Origin of the sequence: Immundisolibacter sp., assembly GCF_028696615.1 — a bacterium.
Lineage (GTDB): Bacteria > Pseudomonadota > Gammaproteobacteria > Immundisolibacterales > Immundisolibacteraceae > Immundisolibacter.
Window position 1 is genome coordinate 1 of record NZ_JAQVGQ010000033.1, and the last position, 17,109, is coordinate 17,109.

Here is a 17,109-nt window from a genome sequence, read left to right on the forward strand (position 1 = left end):
AAACCCGCAGTCGGCCAGGAACTCGATCTCGTCCTTCAGCACCGCGGACGTCGCCAGGTGCGAGCGGCGCGTCGCGACCGAGCGCATGAAGATGCGCTCATCAGCCAGCGCGTTCAGGCGGATGCGGTCGCCGAGCAGGGCCCCGCCGGTGCGCCGGCGGGTGGGATCTACCGCCAGCATGGCGATGCGCAGGTCCGGGAAGTGCCGCAGAAAGCGCAGCAGCAGCTCGTCGGTGAGGCTCGATTTGCCGGCACCACCAGGCCCGGTGATGCCAACCACCGGCGGGCGCTTGGCGGCGGCCTTCGGCCACACGGCGGCAAAGCGCGTGCGGGCCGGCTCCTCGCCCGCGTGGTTCTCGATGGCGGTCAGGCACCGCGCGATCGCCAGGTGATCGGCCGCATCCGCCGGGCGCGTCGGCAGCGTGGCCACGCGGTGCCGCTCGGTGCGCGCGAGCATGTCGGCGATCATGCCCTCCAGACCCAGCCGGCGGCCATCCTCCGGGCTGTAGATGCGCTCGACGCCGTAACTTTCGAGTTCCCGAATCTCGGCCGGCACGATCACGCCCCCGCCGCCGCCGAACACGCGCACGTGCGCGGCGCCGGCCTGGCGCAGCAGGTCCACCATGTACTTGAAATACTCGACGTGCCCGCCCTGGTAGGACGACACGGCGATGCCGTCGGCGTCCTCCTGCAGGGCGGCGCGGACGATTTCCTGCACGCCGCGGTTGTGACCCAGGTGAATCACCTCGGCGCCCTGCTCCTGCATCAGCCGGCGCATGATGTTGATGGCCGCATCGTGACCGTCGAACAGCGCGGCGGCGGTGACGAAGCGCAACGGGCGGGCGGCCGGTGCCGCGACGAGGTCGGCTGAGCGCTGGGGTTGCATCGGAACTCCTCCGAAAGCGGCGCGCCGCTCATCGGCAGGCGCTGGCGTGTCGAATGGCCGATTTTAGCCGCGACCCTGGGCGACGCCGCCGTCCGGCCTCAGGCACCCCGATAGCGGTAATACGCCGCGCAGGCACCTTCGGACGACACCATCGGCGCGCCGAGCGGCCGCTGCGGCGTGCATTCGCGCCCGAAAGCCGGGCACTCGGCGGGCTTCAGCCGCCCCTGCAGCACCTCGCCCGCCCGGCAGGCCGCCGGCTCGGCCGCCGTTCGGTCGGCCAGACCGAAACGCGCCGCGGCGTCGAAGGCGGCGTACGCCGGGCGCAGTCCGAGGCCTGCATCCGGCACGGCGCCGAGCCCGCGCCAGCGGCGCGTGACCGGCTCGAACACCTCGTCGAGCAGCGCGCGGGCGGTCGGGTTGCCCTCGGCGCGCGCGGCGCGCGCATAGGCGTTTTCGAGCCGCGCCTGGCCGGCCTCGAGCTGGCGCACACAGGCCAGCACGCCGCACAGGATGTCGACCGGCTCGAAGCCGGTGACGACGATTGGCACCCCAAAGCGCTCGCTGAGCGGCGCGTACTCGCCCTGCCCCATCACCGTGCACACGTGCCCGGCGGCGAGAAAACCCTGCACGCGGCAATCGGGCGCCTCGAGGATGGCGGCGATCGCCGGCGGCACGCGCACCTGCGCCACCAGCAGGCTGAAATTGCCGACACCGAGCGCGGCCGCCTGACGCACCGCGGCGGCGGCGGCGGGCGCGGTGGTCTCGAAGCCCACGGCGAAGAACACCACCTGGCGAGCGGGCTCGCGGCGGGCCAGTTCGAGCGCGTCGAGCGGCGAGTACACGGCGCGTACCTCGCCGCCCGCGGCACGCGCGGCGAGCAAATCGCCCGCGCTGCCCGGCACGCGCAGCATGTCGCCGAACGAGCACAGGATCACGTCTGGCCGGCCGGCCAGCGCGATCGCCTGGTCGATCAGCTCGAGCGGCGTCACGCACACCGGACAGCCCGGCCCGTGCAGCAGGCGGACGCCCTGCGGCAGCAGGCGGTCGAGCCCGGCGCGCAGGATGGCATGCGTCTGTCCGCCGCAGATTTCCATCAGCGTCCACGGCCGCGTCACCGTGCGGGCGATGCTGTCCAGCAAGCGCTGGACGATCGCCGGATCGCGGTACTCGGCGCTCACGGCGCTGCCTCATCGAGGCGCGCCAGCGCGGCGCGCGTCGCCGCCGCCGCTGCGGCATCGATCACGGCAATGGCGAGGCCCGCGTGCACCAGCACCCAGTCACCGACGCCGGCCTCGGGCACGCACACCAGCGACACCTCGCGCTGCACGCCGCCGAACTCGACCCGCCCGCGGGCGAACAGGCCGCCGGCGTCGTACACCTCGAGCAGCACGCCCGGCACGGCAAGACACATGTTCAACCCTCCTCGTGGTTGTGTCGCCAACGCGCGACTGCCGCCTGCCCCACCGCGAGCGCGCCATCACCCGGCGGCAGGCGCTGCGGCCAGAAGGCCGCGATGCCCGCATCCCGGAGCGCCCGGCAGGTGAGCGCGAGCAGGTGGCGGTTCTGAAAACAGCCGCCCGCCAACGCCACGCGCGCGGCCGACAGGCGCCGCGCCACCCCCGCCACCAGCACGGCGAGCGTGGCATGAAAACGCCCGGCGCTGACCGCCACCGGCACCCCGGCGGCGCGCTCGGCGAGCAGCGCCTCGAGCATCGGCAGCCAGTCGGCGAGCAGACCCGAGGCCATTTCCAGCAGCGGCAGAGGATAGGGCGGCTGTGCGGGTGCCGTCTCGGCCGCCGTCTGCAGCGCCGCGGCAGCCTGGCCCTCGTAGCTCATCACCTGCGACAGGCCGAGCAGCGCCGCGACGGCGTCGAACAGGCGCCCGACGCTGCTGGTGGGCGGCGCGTTCACACCACGCCCGAGCGCCTGCAGCAAAAGCCCCTGCTCGGCGGGCGCAAAAGCGAGCGTGACGCCGCCGAGATCGCGGCCGAAGGCCGCATACAGCAGTCCCAGCGCCGCCCGCCGCGGCTCGCGCGCCGCCCGCGCGCCGCCCGGCAGCGGAAATGGCCTCAGTGTCGCCACCCGCCGCAGGTGCGCGCGATCGCCCCACAGAAACTCGCCGCCCCACAGCGTGCCATCGTCGCCGAGCCCGGCACCATCAAAGGCAACGCCGAGCAGCTCGCCGCGCACGCCGTGTTCGGCCAGCACCGCCGCCACGTGCGCGTGGTGGTGCTGCACGGCGATCACCGGGCGCGGATCGGCGGCAGCCCGGCGGCTCGAGGCGTAATCGGGATGGGCGTCGCAGGCCAGCCGGCGCGGCACGACACCGGCCAGCGCCGGCAGCACCGCCGATGCGGCGTCGAAACGCACCAGCGCCGGCAGGGTGTCGAGATCGCCAAGATACGGCCCGGCGACGATGCGCCCTGCCCCGCCCACGGCGAGCGCGCTTTTGAGCTCGCCGCCGAGCGCGAGCACCGCGCCGTCGCCGTCGTCCGGCAGCGTGAGCGGCGCCAGCCCTCGCGCCAGGCGCAACACCTGCGCCCGGCCGGCGGCGATCTGCAGCACCGAATCATCCACGGGATTGACGATGTCCCGGTCGTGCAGCAGAAAACCGTCGGCGATGCCGGCCAGGCGCTCGAGCGCCTCGGCATTGTCCGCACACAGCGGCTCGCCCGAGGCATTGCCGGAGGTCGCCACCACCGGAAAGCCGAGCCGTGTCAGCAGCAGCACATGCAGCGGCGTGCTCGCCAGCATGACGCCAAGGCGCCGGCTGCCCGGCGCGAGCGTCGCCGGCAGCGCATCGCTCAGGGTTTGTGAAGACATGCGCGTCCTTTCTTGCATCTCTTGCATCGCACGTCCGGTACTCGCCCGCACGTGCTCACGCGAATCGAGCAGCACGATGGGCGCGGCCGGCGACTCGAGCAGCGCCCGTTCGGCCGCGCTCACCCGGCACACCGCGCCGACCGCCTTCAGACCCGGAAACATCACCGCCAGCGGCTTGTGTGGCCGGCGCTTGCGTTCGCGAAGACGCGCGATGGCGGCCGCATCGCGGGCGTCGGTGAGCAGCTGAAAACCGCCCGCGCCCTTGAGCGCGACGATACCGCCGGCTTGCAGCAACGCCACCGCCGCGGCGAGCGCCGCCTCGCCTGCGGCACCCGGCCCGCCACCGGCGTCGCAGAACTCGAGCTGCGGCCCGCAGGCCGGGCAGGCGTTGGCCTCATGCCGAAAGCGCCGGCTGGCGGGGTCGTGATACTCGGCCGCGCAGGCCGGGCAGAGCGTGAACGGCGCCATGGCGGTGCGCTCACGGTCGTACGGCGGGGCGGTGATGAGGCTGTAGCGCGGCCCGCACTGGCTGCAACTAATGAAGGGATAGCCAAAACGCCGGTCGGCCGGATCAGCGAGCTCGGCCAGGCAGGCCGCGCACGGCGCCAGGTCCGGCAGCGGCAGCGCGCCCCCCGGCCCCGCCGTACTGTCCACCACCCGAAAATCACACGCGCCGCTCGGCGCCAGCACTTCGAGCACCACGCGCTCGACGCGCGCCGGCGGCGGGATGGCCGCCAGACCCTCGCGCAGCGCCGCCAGCGCCGCGGCATCGCCCTCGACGTCGATCTCGACGCCCGCGCCGGTGTTGCGCACGCTGCCGGCAAGGCCGAGCCGCGTGGCCAGCCGATACACCGCCGGCCGAAAGCCGACGCCCTGCACGGCCCCGGTGATCGTCAAACGCCAACGCTGTGTGCCGTCAGACACGGCTTCAGTCGGCCACCTCGATGCGGCGCAGCAGGATGTCCTGCGCCTGCGGGTGGTCGAGATCGTCCGAGACCTCGACCTCGAGCCGCGCCCCTTCGGCCACACTGCCGCGGCTGCCGGCCTCGAAATGCTCGCGAAAGTGCTCGGCCGAGATGTGGGCGAGCGCGCCGATCCACACCGCCACGCCCACCACGCGGGCGGCGTTTTGCTCGCGCGCCACGGCGTCGATCTTGGAGAGCAGGTTGGCGATCAGGGAGTGCTCGTGCATAACCGGTGTCCGTCGGGGGCTGGGGAATTCGCGGCTGAAGCCGCTCCTACAGGTCGCTCTTATAGGCCGCGATCATCGATCGGTGCCGAGCCGGGACGCCAACTCCTCGACCAGCGCCGCCGCGGCCGCCGCCACCGGCGCGCTCAGACCCTCACCGATGCCAAAGTCCGCGCCCTCGATGCCGTACACGGCCAGCCGCGCCGGCAACTGTCCGAGCGCGCGGGCGAGCTCGATGGCCTCGGCGATGCCGAGCAGGTGCGTCGAGCAGCGCAGTAGTGTCGGCGGCAGCGCGGCGGCGGCGGCATCGAAGCGGTGCAGCGTGCCGGGCGGTGCGCCCGACTGCACGGCGTCGATCAGGATCGCCGCCTCGACACCGGCGAGCGCGTCCAGCAGCGCAAAGCCATCGTCGCCCAGCACGCGCACGTCGGCGGCATCACCCAGGCGCGCGGCGAGCCGCCGCGCGACCCACACGCCGACGCCATCGTCGCGCCGCGCCGCGTTGCCGATGCCGAGCACGCGCCGCCGCACCGTTCAGCGCCGCTCGACGGTGAGCTGCAAAAAGTGCGTCGAGCACGAGATACAGGGGTCGTAATTGCGGATGGCGGTCTCGCACACGGCGCGCAGCGCCTGGTCCGGCTGATCCAGACGCGGCTCGACGTAATGGCGCAGATCCGCCTCGATCACCGCCTGGTTGACCGAGGTCGGCGCCACGATCTTGGCGTCGGTGATGAGGCCCGCCTGGTCCACCCGGTAGCGGTGGTAGAGCACGCCACGCGGCGCCTCGGTGGCGCCATAGCCCACCCCGGCACGCGGCTCGACGGCCACGGCCGGCGTGTCGCCGGGCGCATAGCTGTCGATCAGGCGCAGCGCCTCCTCGAGCGCCAGCACCACCTCCACGCCGCGCACCAGGATGCTGCGAAACGGGTTGCGCACCGCCGGCCCCAAGCCCGCCGCCTGCGCCGCCGCCCGCGCCCGCGGCGTGAGGCGGTCGTGATTCAGCGCGTAGCGCGCCAGCGGTCCCAGGTGCACCACGCCGCCATCGGCGGTGCGGCTGTGCAGCGAGGTGGAGTGCCGGACGTGGTGTTCGGTGAGGTAATCGTCGTACTGCGCCACCGGCAGGTCGACGCCGCTGCTCGACACCAGGCGCCCGCGGCCCATCGGGTATTCGCTGTCGTGCCGCAGGGCGACGAAGGTGTAGTCGCGCTCGAAATCCGGGAAGTCGAGCGCTGCCAGCGGGACCAGCGCCTTTTCCATTGCCTCCAGCGCAAAGGCGAGCTCGTCGCGCAGCGGTGCCAGTTCCGCCCGCGTCGGCAGGCGATAGAAGCCGCCGATGCGCACGTTGATGGGATGAATCTCGCGCCCACCGAGCAGCGCCACGATGCGGTTGCCGGCCTTTTTGATGGCAAGCGCCGTGCGCACCAGGTCACCGTGGTCCCGGGCCAGGCTCACCGCGTCCGGGTAGCCCAGGAAATCCGGCAGGTGCAGCATGAACATGTGCAGCACGTGGCTTTCGATCCACTCGCCGCAGTACAGCAGCCGGCGCAGGTCGGCGATCGGCGCCGGCACGCCGACGCCGCACAGGTCCTCGACGGCGGCGCAGGCGCTCATCAGGTACGCCACCGGACAGATGCCGCAGATGCGGGCGGTGATGTCCGGCGCCTCGCGGCAGTCGCGCCCGCGCAGCAGGGCTTCGAAGTAGCGCGGCGGCTCGAAGATGCGCAGCTCGGCCGCCACGAGGCGGTCGCCCTCGATGGAAAGGTGCAGCGCGCCCTCGCCCTCGACGCGGGCGAGGTAATTGACGTCGATGGTGCGCGTGCCGTGGCTCATGGCTTCGACTCGTGGCGGGCGGCCTCGGCGGCGAAGGCCGGCGCGGCGGCGTTGAAGGTGCGGTAAAGCCGCGCCAGGGTTTCAGCCGGCAGACCGAGTTCCTGCAAGCGGCCACTGAGCGCCGGCGGATTGGGCGTCTCTTTCGGCCCGAAGCAGCCGTAGCAGCCACGGTGGTAGGCGGGACAAATGGCGCCGCAGCCGGCCTGCGTGACCGGCCCCAGGCACGGCGTGCCGTGCGCCACCAGCACGCAGGCGCTGCCGCGCGCCTTGCACTCCTCGCACACGCTGTGGGTGGCCACGTTCGGCCGCCGGCCGGCCAGCAGCGCCGCGATCAGCTCCAGCAGTTGCTGCTTGTTGACCGGGCAGCCGCGCAGCTCGTAGTCCACCTTCACGTGCGCGGCGATCGGCGTCGAGGTCGCCAGGCTGTCGATCCACTCCGGGCGCGCGTAGACGATGCGCTTCCACTCCTCCACGTCGCGCAGGTTGCGCAGCGCCTGGATGCCGCCCGCCGTGGCGCAGGCGCCGATGGTGATCAGCAGGCGCGACTGGGCGCGCACCTCGGCAATCCGCTCGCGGTCGTGCGCGCTGGTGATGGAGCCCTCCACCAGCGAGATGTCGTACGGCCCCGGCTCCATGCGGCTGGACGCCTCCGGGAACAGGGCGATGTCGACCGCGTCGGCCACCGCCAGCAGCTCGTCCTCGCAGTCGAGCAGACTGAGCTGACAGCCGTCGCAGGAGGCGAACTTCCACACCGCGATGCGGGGCTTGGCCATGTCACAGCTCCGGCACGTCGATCAGGGCTTGCAGGCGCGGCCAGGCCAGCACCGGCCCGTCGCGGCAGACGAAATGCGGCCCCAGCTGGCAATGCCCGCAATAGCCGACGGCGCATTTCATGTTGCGTTCGAGCGACAGATGAATCGATCCCTCCGGCACGCCGCGTTTGAGCAGCGCCTCGGCGGTGAAACGCATCATGATCTCGGGGCCGCACACCAGCGCCGTAGCGCGCTCGGGATCGAAACCCGCCCGCGCCACCAGGCGCGTCACCACGCCCACCTCGCCGCCCCAGCCGGCGCTGGCGCGATCGACCGTGATGGCGAATTCCACATCCCGGTGCGCCGCCCAGGCGGCGAGCTCGCCGCCGTACAGCACATCGGCCGGCGTGCGCGTGCCGTAGAGGACGCATAGCCGGCCGTAGCGATGGCGCGCGGCGAGCGCCTCGACGATGGCCTCCCGCAGCGGCGCGAGCCCAAGACCACCGGCCACGATCACCAGGTCCCCGCCTTGCGCCGCCTCCAGCGGCCAGGCCGTGCCGTAAGGTCCGCGCAGGCCGATCACCGTGCCGGCCGGCAGCGCCGAAAGCGCGCGCGTCACGCTGCCGACGGCGCGGATGGTGTGCAGCAGCGTGCCGCCCTCGCCCACGCCGGCAATCGAAATCGGCACCTCGCCGATGCCGGGGGCGTAGAGCATGTTGAACTGCCCGGGCGCGCAATCGATGCCGGCATCGCCGAGCGGAGCCACCGTCCAGCTGAACACATCGGCGGTGTCCTGCCGGCGCTCGGCGATGCGCCAGGGCGCCGGCAGCTGCGGCTCGGCCGGCGCGCTCATGGCGCACCTGCCGGCGGCGCGTACACATCCAGCAGCTGCAGCCGGCAGGACTGCACGCGCTCGGCGAGCGTCGCCACCAGCGTCTTGAGCACCGCATAGCCGATGGCCGGCTCCTGCTCCATCAGCGCGCGCAGGCGCTCGGCCGCGAAAGCCAGCACGCGCACGTCGCCGATGGCCCGCGCGTCGAACTGGCAGCGGTACGGCGGCAGAAACCACGACCAGCCGACCGCATCGTTCGGCCCCAGCGTCTCGAGCGTGATCACGCCCTGCCCGGGCAGCACCAGCTTGATCTCGACCCGGCCGTCGAGCACCACGTAAAAGTCATCGGCCGGCGCGTGCTGGCGCAGCAGGTAGGTGCCGGCGGCAAAGGTTCGCTCACTCGCGCAGGCCGCCAGTCCCTCGCAGTGATGACTTGCAAGGCCATCGCAAAAGCGCTGGCTTTCGACCAGTTCGCGCAAGGTCATGACGCCCTCCGGCCGTCGCTGGCGGCGATCGCGGCCACTTCTTCGGTCAGATCGATGCCGACCGGGCACCAGGTGATGCAGCGCCCGCAGCCGACGCAGCCGCTCTCCCCGAACTGCTCGTGCCAGCTCGACAGCTTGTGCGTCAGCCACTGCCGGTAACGCGACTTGACCGAACCGCGCACCGCGCCGTGGCCCAGGTGCGTGAACTCGACGTTGAAACAGGAATCCCACAGCCGCTCGCGGTGCGCCGCGCCGGCGACGTCCGTCACCTCCTGATTGGTGGAGCAAAAACAGGTGGGACAGGCCAGCGTGCAGTTGGCGCAGGACAGACAGCGCTCGGCGACCTCGTCGAAACGCGGGTGTTCGAGGTTGCGCCGCAGCAGCGCCGGGGTCGCCGCGGCGTCGAGCGTGCGCGTCTGCGCGGCGGCGGTGCGTGCGGTCTGGGCGCGGGCGGCGGCAATCTCGTCATCCGTGGCCGGTCGGCCAGGCAGCTCGGCCAGCAGCCCGGCGCCGGCGTCGCTGCCGGCCTCGACCAGAAAACCGTGCCGCTCGCCGTCGACCAGCTCGGTGAGCGCCAGATCATGCCCGCCGCGCACCGCAGGCCCCGTGTCCATGGCGGCGCAAAAACAGGTGTCGGCCGCCACCGCGCAGTTCACCGCCACCAGCAGCACGGCCTCGCGCCGCGCCGCATACGCCGCATCCACGTGCTCGCCGCCGGCAAACACCCGGTCCTGTACACCGATGGCGGCGAGCTCACAGGCGCGCACGCCGATGAAGGCGCGCTTGGCAGCATCGATGGGCGCCGGAATGAAGGCGAGCGTGCCATCGTCCTCGCGCCGCACCGAAAACAGCGTCTGCCTGGGCGCAAACAGATAGCGCTTCCAGCTCTGCGGCCCCACCGCGTAGCCGAACAGCGCCGCGTCGTCGCGGCGCTCGAGCCGATAGCTGCCCGGCGCCTGACGGTCGGTCCAGCCGGCCGGCAGGTCGGCCACCGTGTCGATGCGGTCGTAGACGATGGCGCCGTCGCGCCGCACCGGGCCGATGGTCTCGTAGCCATGCTGCTGCAACGCCGCCAACAGGGCCTGCAGGCCGCCGGTATCGATGAACTTCACAGGTCTCGCGCCTCTTGCCGTCGGGTCATTGTGGAATAGCCGCTCGGCCGTGGGCAGTGATCGGACGCAAGGGACCGGCTTTCGGTGCCGCGGCGCCCTTCCGCGGCGCCGGCCGGCGGTGTTACAAGGGGCACATCGCCCCGTGACCTGTGAGGTTTGCCGTGCATCCCCTAGCCAAACGCCTGCGTGACGACCACCGGCACCTGCAGCGGGTGCTGGCGGTCCTGGAGGCCCAGATGGAGGCGCTGGGCCGTGCCGAGGACGTCGACTTCGATCTGATGCTCGACGCCATGACCTACATCACCGAGTTTCCGAACCGCCTGCACCATCCGGTCGAGGACGTGCTGTTCGATCTGCTGGCCAAGCGCGATGCCAGCGCCGCGGCTGCCTGTCGCGAGCAGATTGCCGAGCACGAGCGGCTGTTTCATGACAGCGCGGCCTTCTATGGCCTGCTGGACGCCGTCCAGGTGGACGATGCCACGTTGCCGCGCGATCGGCTGCTGGCCGACGGCCGCGCCTTCATCGAGGCCCAGCGCGCCCACCTGCGCCGCGAGGAAACCGAGCTGCTGCCACGCGCCGAGCAGCGACTCGACACGGCCGACTGGGACCGCGCGGCGCTGACCGCCGGCCAGGTCGACGACCCGCTGGACGCCACCACCCGGCCGGCCCGCTATGAGGCGCTGTACCGGGCGCTGAGCCGGCTGCCGGCCTGATCGGCCCGCGGCGGCGGCCGGCAGCACCGGCGGCGTCAACCGCCGTACGGAATGTGCGCGGGGTGCTTCCAGTCCCGCCCGCGCAGGATGACGTGCCAGTACATCCACGGAAACAGCGTGGTCTTCATCCACCAGTACAGGCGGTGCGGCTTGGCCGGGTCCAGCGGCAGCGTGGACACCACCCGGCCGTCGTAGCAAAACTCGGCCAGCAGCACCTTGCCGCGCTCGACCGTCAGCGGACAGCCGCCGTAGCCGTCGTAGCTGGCCACGACGGGCTTGCCGTCGCGCGCCGCCAGCAGATTGGCCACCAGCACCGGAAACTGCTTGCGTATCGCCGCGGCGGTCTTGGCGTTGGGGGTGCTGGCACAGTCGCCGAGGGCGAACACGTTGTCGTAGCGCACATGCCGCAGGCTGCTGCGGTCCACCTCGACCCAGCCGGCGGCATCGGCCAGCGGACTCGACTTGATGACATCGGGCGCGCTTTGCGGCGGCATCACGTGCAGGAAGTCGTAGCGCTCGGTGACGCGCCCGCAGCCGTCGGCCCGCTCGAAGGTCGCCTCGCGCCGGGCGCCGTCCACCGCCACCAGGTTGTGGCCGAAATGCGGCGCGGCGCCGTAGCCGGCCATCACGCCGTCGAGCGCCTTGGCGTACAGCGGCACACCGAACATGGCGCCGCCCTGGGTAAAGAAATGCAGATCCGCCGCCACGGCGCGCCGGCGCCAGACGTCGGCGGCCAAATACAGCACCTTCTGCGGCGCGCCGGCGCACTTGATGGGCATCGGCGGCTGGGTGAACAGCGCCCGCCCGCCGCGGAAGTTCTGGATGCACTGCCAGGTGTAGGGCGCCAGATCGCCGCGGTAGTTGCTGGTGACGCCGTCGCGGCCGAGCGCGTCCTGCAGGCCCTCGACGCGCTGCCAGTCCAGCTGCAGGCCGGCTGCCACCACCAGTTGGTCGTAGCCCAGCCGCTGGCCGGATGCCAGCAGCACCTCGCTGCTGCGCGGTTGGAATTCGGCCACGGCATCCTTCACCCAGGCGGTCGGCATGAAATCGGCCATCGGGCGGCGGGTCTTTTCGATCGCCATCACGCCGCCGCCGACCAGCGTCCAGCCGGGCTGGTAGTCGTGCGTGGCCTTCGGTTCGACCACCGCCGTGCGAAGCTGCGGGCGCGCCCGCTTCAGCGCCGCAGCCACCGCCAGGCCGCCGGTTCCGCCTCCGATGATGAGAACGTCATAGTGCTGAATGTCGGCCATGGGGCGCTCCGAACAACCGATAGGTCAGATCAGAAATGATCTACCAATATAACCAGTGGGTACATGAGGCTGGCCCCTGCAATGCCGGTCCTGCCGCGTCGGCAACCTGATGGGTGACAGTAAAATGGCCCCTCCTCGCCGCGCCGAACGCCACCGAAGAGTCGCCATGTCCTACCCGAAGTTCCCACCCGTGACCCTGGAGCAGTGGCAGGCCGCCGCCGAGAAATCGCTGCGTGGCAAACCGCTTTCGAGCCTCACCTGGCACACGCCGGACGGCCTCGACGTGAAACCGCTGTACACGGCGGCGGACTTGCAGGGGCTGGAGTTCACCGACACGCTGCCTGGCTTCGAGCCGTTCGTGCGCGGGCCACAGCCGACCATGTACGCCGGGCGGCCGTGGACCATCCGCCAGTACGCCGGTTTTTCCACTGCCGAAGAAAGCAACGCCTTCTACCGCAAGGCGCTGGCGGCCGGCGGTCAGGGCGTGTCGGTGGCGTTCGATCTGGCCACCCACCGCGGTTACGACTCGGACCACCCGCGCGTGGTGGGCGACGTCGGCAAGGCCGGCGTGGCGATCGACTCGGTGGAGGACATGAAAATCCTGTTCGACGGCATTCCGCTCGACCAGGTCAGTGTGTCCATGACCATGAACGGCGCCGTGCTGCCAGTGCTGGCGGGCTACATCGTGGCGGCGGAGGAACAAGGCGTCCGCCAGGAGCAGCTCAGCGGCACCATCCAGAACGACATCCTCAAGGAGTTCATGGTCCGCAATACGTACATCTACCCGCCGGAACCGTCCATGCGCATCGTCGGCGACATCATCGCCTACACCGCGCAGCACATGCCGAAGTTCAACTCGATCTCGATTTCCGGCTACCACATCCAGGAGGCCGGCGCCACGCCGACGCTGGAACTCGCCTTCACGCTGGCGGACGGCATGGAGTACGTACGCGCCGCCGCCGGCCGCGGGCTCGACATCGACGCCTTCGCGCCGCGGCTGTCGTTCTTCTTCGCCATCGGCATGAACTTTTATCTCGAAATCGCCAAGCTGCGCGCGGCGCGCCTGCTGTGGTGGCGGATCATGAAAGCGTTCGGCGCCAGGGACCCGCGCTCGCTGATGCTGCGCACGCACTGCCAGACCTCCGGCTGGTCGCTGACCGAGCAGGACCCTTACAACAACGTCATCCGCACCACCATCGAGGCCATGGCGGCGGTGTTCGGCGGCACGCAGAGCCTGCACACCAACGCGCTCGACGAGGCGATTGCGCTGCCCACCGAGTTCTCGGCGCGCATCGCCCGCAACACGCAGCTCGTGATCCAGGAAGAAACCCACATCACGAGCGTGATCGACCCCTGGGGCGGCTCGTACCTGATGGAAAAGCTCACCCAGGACATGGCCGACAAAGCCTGGGAAATCATCCAGGAAGTCGAAGCGCTCGGCGGCATGACCAAGGCGATCGAAACCGGCATGCCCAAGCTGCGCATCGAAGAATGCGCCGCCGCCAAGCAGGCGCGCATCGACCGCGGCGAGGACACCATCGTCGGCGTCAACAAATATCGCCTGGCCGCCGAACAGCCGGTCGAAACGCTCGAAGTGGACAACACCAAGGTGCGCGAAACGCAGATCGCGCGCCTTAAAAAGCTGCGCGCCACACGCGACGAGGCGGCCGTGCAGCGGGCGCTTGCGGCGCTCACCGAGGCCGCGCGCAGCGGCAGCGGCAACCTGCTGGAACTGTCCATCGCCGCCATGCGCGCCCGCGCCACGGTGGGCGAAGTGAGCGACGCGCTCGAGGCCGTCTACGGCCGCCACCGCGCGCAGGCGCAGTCCGTGTCCGGCGTGTATGGCGCGGCCTACAGCGGCGACAGCGCCTGGCAGGAACTGCGCGCGGAAATCGAAGCCTTCGAGCGCGACTACGGCCGCCGCCCGCGCATCCTGGTCGCCAAGCTCGGCCAGGACGGCCACGACCGCGGCGCCAAGGTGATCGCCACCGCGTTTGCCGATCTCGGCTTCGACGTCGACATCGGTCCGCTGTTCCAGACGCCGCAAGAAGCCGCCCGCCAGGCGGTGGAAAACGACGTGCACGTGGTCGGCATCTCGAGCCTCGCCGCCGGCCACAAAACACTGGTGCCGCAGCTCATCCAGGCGCTCAAAAACGAAGGCGCGGACGACATCCTGGTAGTGGTCGGCGGCGTCATCCCGCCACAGGACTACGACTTCCTGCGCGCCGCCGGCGTGGCCGGCATCTTCGGCCCCGGCACGGTCATCCCCAAGGCCGCGCGCGAGGTGCTGCAGGCCATCCGCGCCGCCCGCCCGGCGCACGCCGCGTCTTGATCGCCGCCGATGCCGAGCTGGCCGAGGCGCTGCGTGCCGGCCAGCGCCGAGCGCTGGCCAAGGCCATCACGCTGGTCGAATCGACCCGCCCGCAGGATCGCCCGCGCGCCGACGCCCTGCTCGCCGCGCTCGCGCCCCACACCGGCAAGGCCGTGCGGCTCGGCATCAGCGGCGTGCCGGGGGTGGGCAAGTCCACCTTCATCGAAGCGCTCGGGCTGCATTTGATCGGCCGCGGCCATCGCCTGGCCGTGCTGGCGGTGGACCCGTCCAGCCAGCGCACCGGTGGCTCCATCCTGGGTGACAAAACGCGCATGGAACGGCTCGCGCGCGAGCCGGCGGCGTTCATCCGCCCCTCCCCGTCCGGCGGCAGCTTGGGCGGCGTCGCCAGCCGCACGCGCGAGAGCCTGCTGCTGTGCGAGGCCGCCGGCTACGACGTGGTGCTGGTCGAGACGGTCGGCGTCGGCCAGTCCGAAACCGCCGTCGCCGGCATGGTCGACTGCTTCCTGCTGCTGCAACTGCCCAACGCCGGCGACGAACTGCAGGCGCTCAAAAAAGGCGTGGTGGAACTGGCCGACCTCATCGTCATCAACAAGGCCGACAGCAACCCGCAAGCCGCGGCGCTGGCCAAGAGCCAGTTCGAGGTGGCGCTGCACCTGCTCAAGCCGGCCTCACCCAACTGGTCGGTGCCGGTGCTCACCTGCTCCGCGCTGCGCCACCAGGGCATCGCCGAAGTGTGGGACGCCGTGCGGCGCTTTCACAGCACCCTGTCGGCCAGCGGGGAACTGGCCGCCAAGCGCGCCCGCCAGGCCGTCAGCTGGCTGTGGACGCTGATCGACGAGGCGCTGCTGGACGGCTTTCGGCATCACCCAGCCGTGGCCGCGGCGCTGGATGGGCTCACACAACAGGTCACCGCCGGCGAAATCACGCCGGCCGCCGCCTGCCGGCGGTTGCTGGAGCTGTATCGACCGGCGACCTGAAGGCACGTCTTTGCCATGCCACCGACTCCGGGGAAGCGAATGACGGGCTGAGTGTGGATTATTTAACAGGCCGTTGAAAAAGGTTTTTCAACGGCCTGTTAAGGCAAGCCAGGGATGGCTTGCCCCCACATCAAGCGCGTCAAGCGCTTGATGTGGGGGAGGCTCGTTGCGGACATGTGCCGCGACGAGCCGAGTCGAAAAAGGGCAGGAAGCCCTTTTTAAACGGCCTGTTAAACACCCTCTCAACGCTTTCCCCGACCACCGCCCTCCCCCACCGACTGGACCAGGTGCAGCAAACCCGGCGCGACGTTCCACTGGTGGCCGTCGTCGGTGACGACGCTGACCGTCTTCTGGTTCAGGCGTAGCACGCTGCCCTGCAGCGCGCGGCCGTCCGGGGCCTGAAAGCCCACCCGGTCACCCTTGGTGAAGGTGGCCATCAGCCCCGTGGCGCGTGCCTGCGAGATGAGTTTGAGCCGCTCGACGATCAGGCGGTTCAGAAACAGCAAGTCTTCCTCATCGAGCCGCTTGATCGCCTCGACGGCCGAAACGCGGTCCATGATCTTGACGCTGCCGGGCTTCATGGTGACTCCTCAGAGTTTGTGAAGAAATGCGCGTCCTGCGCATTTCTTGCGTCGCCCGTCCGGTACACGCCCGGACGGGCTCCCGCGAATCAAGCCCTTACGGGCTCGATTCGCGTCCGGCCATCCCTGGCCGGCCCGAGAGCTTGAAAAATTCACAAGCTCTCAGTGGTGGTGTATGCGCAATGGCGGCCTACAGCGCCAAGTTCGATCCGGCACCCAGCAGCGTGGCTGCGCCCAGCACGGCGAAAATCGCCGCGGCGATGGCGTGTACGATTTTCATCGGAATCCGCGCCGCCAGCCGATCGCCGACGAACACCGCCGGCACGTCGGCGATCAGCATGCCGGCCGTGGTGCCGATCACCACCAGCAGCGGCGTGCCGTAGTGGGCAGCCATGGCGACGGTGGCGATTTGCGTCTTGTCACCCATTTCGGCCAGAAAAAAGGTCACCAGCGTGGCACCGAACACGCCGAACCGGCCGGCGACTTTAGTTTCATCTTCCTCGATCTGATCAGGAATCAGCGTCCAGACGGCCATACCGAGAAACGACAATCCCAGCACCCAGCGCAACACCTGCGGGCTGAGCACGCTGGTGATCCACGCCCCGAGCGCACCGGCCAGACCGTGATTCACCACCGTCGCCGCCAGAATGCCCAGGATGATCGGCAGCGGCCGCTTGAAGCGGGCCGCCAGGATGAAGGCGAGCAGCTGGGTCTTGTCGCCGATTTCGGCCAGCGCGACCACACCGGTGGACACGAACAGCGATTGCATGGGCAGTTCCCGATTGTCGGAGGGAGTGCAAACAGGGCCAGGGCGGAATTTTCGGCGCGCCGCAGGGCACTGTCCGCACAACGAAACGCCTCACGCCACGCCGGCACGCCAGGACTGGCTGGCGCACGGGTCGCGCAGGGTACCCGCTCGCATGCAATCAATAAACCAGCCCGGCAGGTGGGCGGCGCTGGCCCGGCAATGCCGTCCGCTTGTCAACGCCGAAATAAATCTGAACCGTGCTCGCCGAGAACGGACGCCGAGAAGCACCCGGTCAAGCGACCTGGCATAGTCGTTGGGCGACAGATAGCCGAGCGCCGAGTGCGGGCGTGCGGGATTGTAGAAGCCGTGGATAGGGTTCTACCCCAGCAACCGCAGCGGATAGCGAGTCCGTTCACGGGCGACGAAGGCGTACCTCACCGGGACTCCTTGGCGAAGAACGCCGTCGCTTTTTTTAGGGATTCTGTTCAAAACCCACACCCCGTCCGAAAATACGCCCAACCTGACCTGTGGGAGCCGGGGGCATGAAGCAGCAGCCATTGGACATTGACCTGACCTGCCGGCGGACGCGCAAGCGGGTGT

Annotated in this window: 17 protein-coding genes; 3 read left to right on the forward strand and 14 right to left on the reverse strand. The window is 70.4% G+C overall.

Annotation, left to right across the window (positions count from 1 at the left end; genetic code table 11):
• The 11 genes from PHC73_RS03845 to PHC73_RS03895 all read right to left on the reverse strand — a co-directional run.
• Window positions 1-885: cobalamin-dependent protein (locus PHC73_RS03845; protein ID WP_300124689.1), on the reverse strand; the 885-nt coding region annotated here is incomplete at its 3' end.
• A 98-nt stretch (window positions 886-983) separates the two neighbouring features.
• Window positions 984-2,063 carry a hydrogenase formation protein HypD gene (gene hypD / locus PHC73_RS03850; RefSeq protein WP_300124691.1) on the reverse strand — a complete coding sequence of 360 codons (1,080 nt, stop codon included), beginning with the start codon at window positions 2,061-2,063 and terminating at the stop codon, window positions 984-986.
• Window positions 2,060-2,296 (reverse strand): HypC/HybG/HupF family hydrogenase formation chaperone, encoded by a 237-nt coding sequence (locus PHC73_RS03855; protein WP_300124693.1) that lies wholly within the window; start codon window positions 2,294-2,296, stop codon window positions 2,060-2,062. The genes hypD and PHC73_RS03855 overlap by 4 nt, the downstream gene beginning before the upstream one ends.
• Window positions 2,297-2,298: 2 nt before the next feature.
• The gene (locus tag PHC73_RS03860) at window positions 2,299-4,632 is read right to left on the reverse strand and encodes a carbamoyltransferase HypF (protein WP_300124695.1); all 2,334 of its coding nucleotides are present in this window, start codon (window positions 4,630-4,632) and stop codon (window positions 2,299-2,301) included.
• A 4-nt stretch (window positions 4,633-4,636) separates the two neighbouring features.
• On the reverse strand, window positions 4,637-4,900 hold the full coding sequence (locus PHC73_RS03865; protein WP_300124697.1) for a hydrogenase maturation nickel metallochaperone HypA: 264 nt from the start codon (window positions 4,898-4,900) through the stop codon (window positions 4,637-4,639).
• Window positions 4,901-4,972: 72 nt separating this feature from the next.
• Complete coding sequence (locus PHC73_RS03870) at window positions 4,973-5,428, reverse strand: hydrogenase maturation protease (RefSeq protein WP_300124698.1); 456 nt, start codon at window positions 5,426-5,428, stop codon at window positions 4,973-4,975.
• A 3-nt stretch (window positions 5,429-5,431) separates the two neighbouring features.
• Window positions 5,432-6,727: a Ni/Fe hydrogenase subunit alpha gene (locus PHC73_RS03875; protein ID WP_300124700.1), complete on the reverse strand. Its 1,296-nt coding sequence runs from the start codon at window positions 6,725-6,727 to the stop codon at window positions 5,432-5,434.
• Window positions 6,724-7,500, reverse strand: a complete 777-nt coding sequence (locus tag PHC73_RS03880; RefSeq protein ID WP_300124702.1) for a hypothetical protein — start codon at window positions 7,498-7,500, stop codon at window positions 6,724-6,726. Before PHC73_RS03880 ends, PHC73_RS03875 begins: the two co-directional genes overlap by 4 nt.
• A gap of 1 nt (window position 7,501) precedes the next feature.
• Window positions 7,502-8,332, reverse strand: a complete 831-nt coding sequence (locus PHC73_RS03885) for an FAD/NAD(P)-binding protein (RefSeq protein ID WP_300124704.1) — start codon at window positions 8,330-8,332, stop codon at window positions 7,502-7,504.
• Entirely contained in the window at window positions 8,329-8,796 is a 468-nt protein-coding gene (locus PHC73_RS03890; protein WP_300124706.1) for a cyclic nucleotide-binding domain-containing protein, read from the reverse strand. Before PHC73_RS03890 ends, PHC73_RS03885 begins: the two co-directional genes overlap by 4 nt.
• Window positions 8,793-9,908: a 4Fe-4S dicluster domain-containing protein gene (locus PHC73_RS03895; RefSeq protein ID WP_300124709.1), complete on the reverse strand. Its 1,116-nt coding sequence runs from the start codon at window positions 9,906-9,908 to the stop codon at window positions 8,793-8,795. Before PHC73_RS03895 ends, PHC73_RS03890 begins: the two co-directional genes overlap by 4 nt.
• A gap of 161 nt (window positions 9,909-10,069) precedes the next feature.
• Between PHC73_RS03895 and PHC73_RS03900 the strand changes: the two genes are divergently transcribed.
• Entirely contained in the window at window positions 10,070-10,621 is a 552-nt protein-coding gene (locus PHC73_RS03900; RefSeq protein WP_300124712.1) for a hemerythrin domain-containing protein, read from the forward strand.
• A 35-nt stretch (window positions 10,622-10,656) separates the two neighbouring features.
• Here PHC73_RS03900 and PHC73_RS03905 read toward each other — a convergent pair whose 3' ends face one another.
• On the reverse strand, window positions 10,657-11,871 hold the full coding sequence (locus PHC73_RS03905; protein ID WP_300124714.1) for an FAD/NAD(P)-binding oxidoreductase: 1,215 nt from the start codon (window positions 11,869-11,871) through the stop codon (window positions 10,657-10,659).
• Window positions 11,872-12,037: 166 nt separating this feature from the next.
• Between PHC73_RS03905 and scpA the strand changes: the two genes are divergently transcribed.
• Together scpA and meaB are read left to right on the forward strand one after the other, a co-directional pair.
• On the forward strand, window positions 12,038-14,203 hold the full coding sequence (gene scpA / locus PHC73_RS03910) for a methylmalonyl-CoA mutase (RefSeq protein WP_300124717.1): 2,166 nt from the start codon (window positions 12,038-12,040) through the stop codon (window positions 14,201-14,203).
• On the forward strand, window positions 14,200-15,180 hold the full coding sequence (gene meaB / locus PHC73_RS03915) for a methylmalonyl Co-A mutase-associated GTPase MeaB (RefSeq protein ID WP_300124719.1): 981 nt from the start codon (window positions 14,200-14,202) through the stop codon (window positions 15,178-15,180). The genes scpA and meaB overlap by 4 nt, the downstream gene beginning before the upstream one ends.
• A gap of 242 nt (window positions 15,181-15,422) precedes the next feature.
• Here the strand turns inward: meaB and PHC73_RS03920 are convergent, their stop codons facing one another.
• Window positions 15,423-15,761, reverse strand: a complete 339-nt coding sequence (locus tag PHC73_RS03920; RefSeq protein ID WP_300124721.1) for a hypothetical protein — start codon at window positions 15,759-15,761, stop codon at window positions 15,423-15,425.
• Between the two features lie 190 nt (window positions 15,762-15,951).
• A complete protein-coding gene (locus PHC73_RS03925) occupies window positions 15,952-16,530 on the reverse strand; it encodes a TMEM165/GDT1 family protein (RefSeq protein WP_300124723.1) in 579 nt (192 codons plus the stop codon).
• Window positions 16,531-17,109 lie beyond the last annotated feature (579 nt).

What these genes read in the sequence shown, in the direction of transcription:
- PHC73_RS03905 (WP_300124714.1), bottom strand. Translation starts at nt 11,871, where the DNA reads ATGGCCGACATTCAGCACTATGACGTTCTCATCATCGGAGGCGGAACC.
- PHC73_RS03920 (WP_300124721.1), bottom strand. Translation starts at nt 15,761, where the DNA reads ATGAAGCCCGGCAGCGTCAAGATCATGGACCGCGTTTCGGCCGTCGAG.
- scpA (WP_300124717.1), top strand. Translation starts at nt 12,038, where the DNA reads ATGTCCTACCCGAAGTTCCCACCCGTGACCCTGGAGCAGTGGCAGGCC.
- PHC73_RS03865 (WP_300124697.1), bottom strand. Translation starts at nt 4,900, where the DNA reads ATGCACGAGCACTCCCTGATCGCCAACCTGCTCTCCAAGATCGACGCC.
- PHC73_RS03925 (WP_300124723.1), bottom strand. Translation starts at nt 16,530, where the DNA reads ATGCAATCGCTGTTCGTGTCCACCGGTGTGGTCGCGCTGGCCGAAATC.
- PHC73_RS03885 (WP_300124704.1), bottom strand. Translation starts at nt 8,332, where the DNA reads ATGAGCGCGCCGGCCGAGCCGCAGCTGCCGGCGCCCTGGCGCATCGCC.
- PHC73_RS03890 (WP_300124706.1), bottom strand. Translation starts at nt 8,796, where the DNA reads ATGACCTTGCGCGAACTGGTCGAAAGCCAGCGCTTTTGCGATGGCCTT.
- PHC73_RS03875 (WP_300124700.1), bottom strand. Translation starts at nt 6,727, where the DNA reads ATGAGCCACGGCACGCGCACCATCGACGTCAATTACCTCGCCCGCGTC.
- PHC73_RS03880 (WP_300124702.1), bottom strand. Translation starts at nt 7,500, where the DNA reads ATGGCCAAGCCCCGCATCGCGGTGTGGAAGTTCGCCTCCTGCGACGGC.
- PHC73_RS03855 (WP_300124693.1), bottom strand. Translation starts at nt 2,296, where the DNA reads ATGTGTCTTGCCGTGCCGGGCGTGCTGCTCGAGGTGTACGACGCCGGC.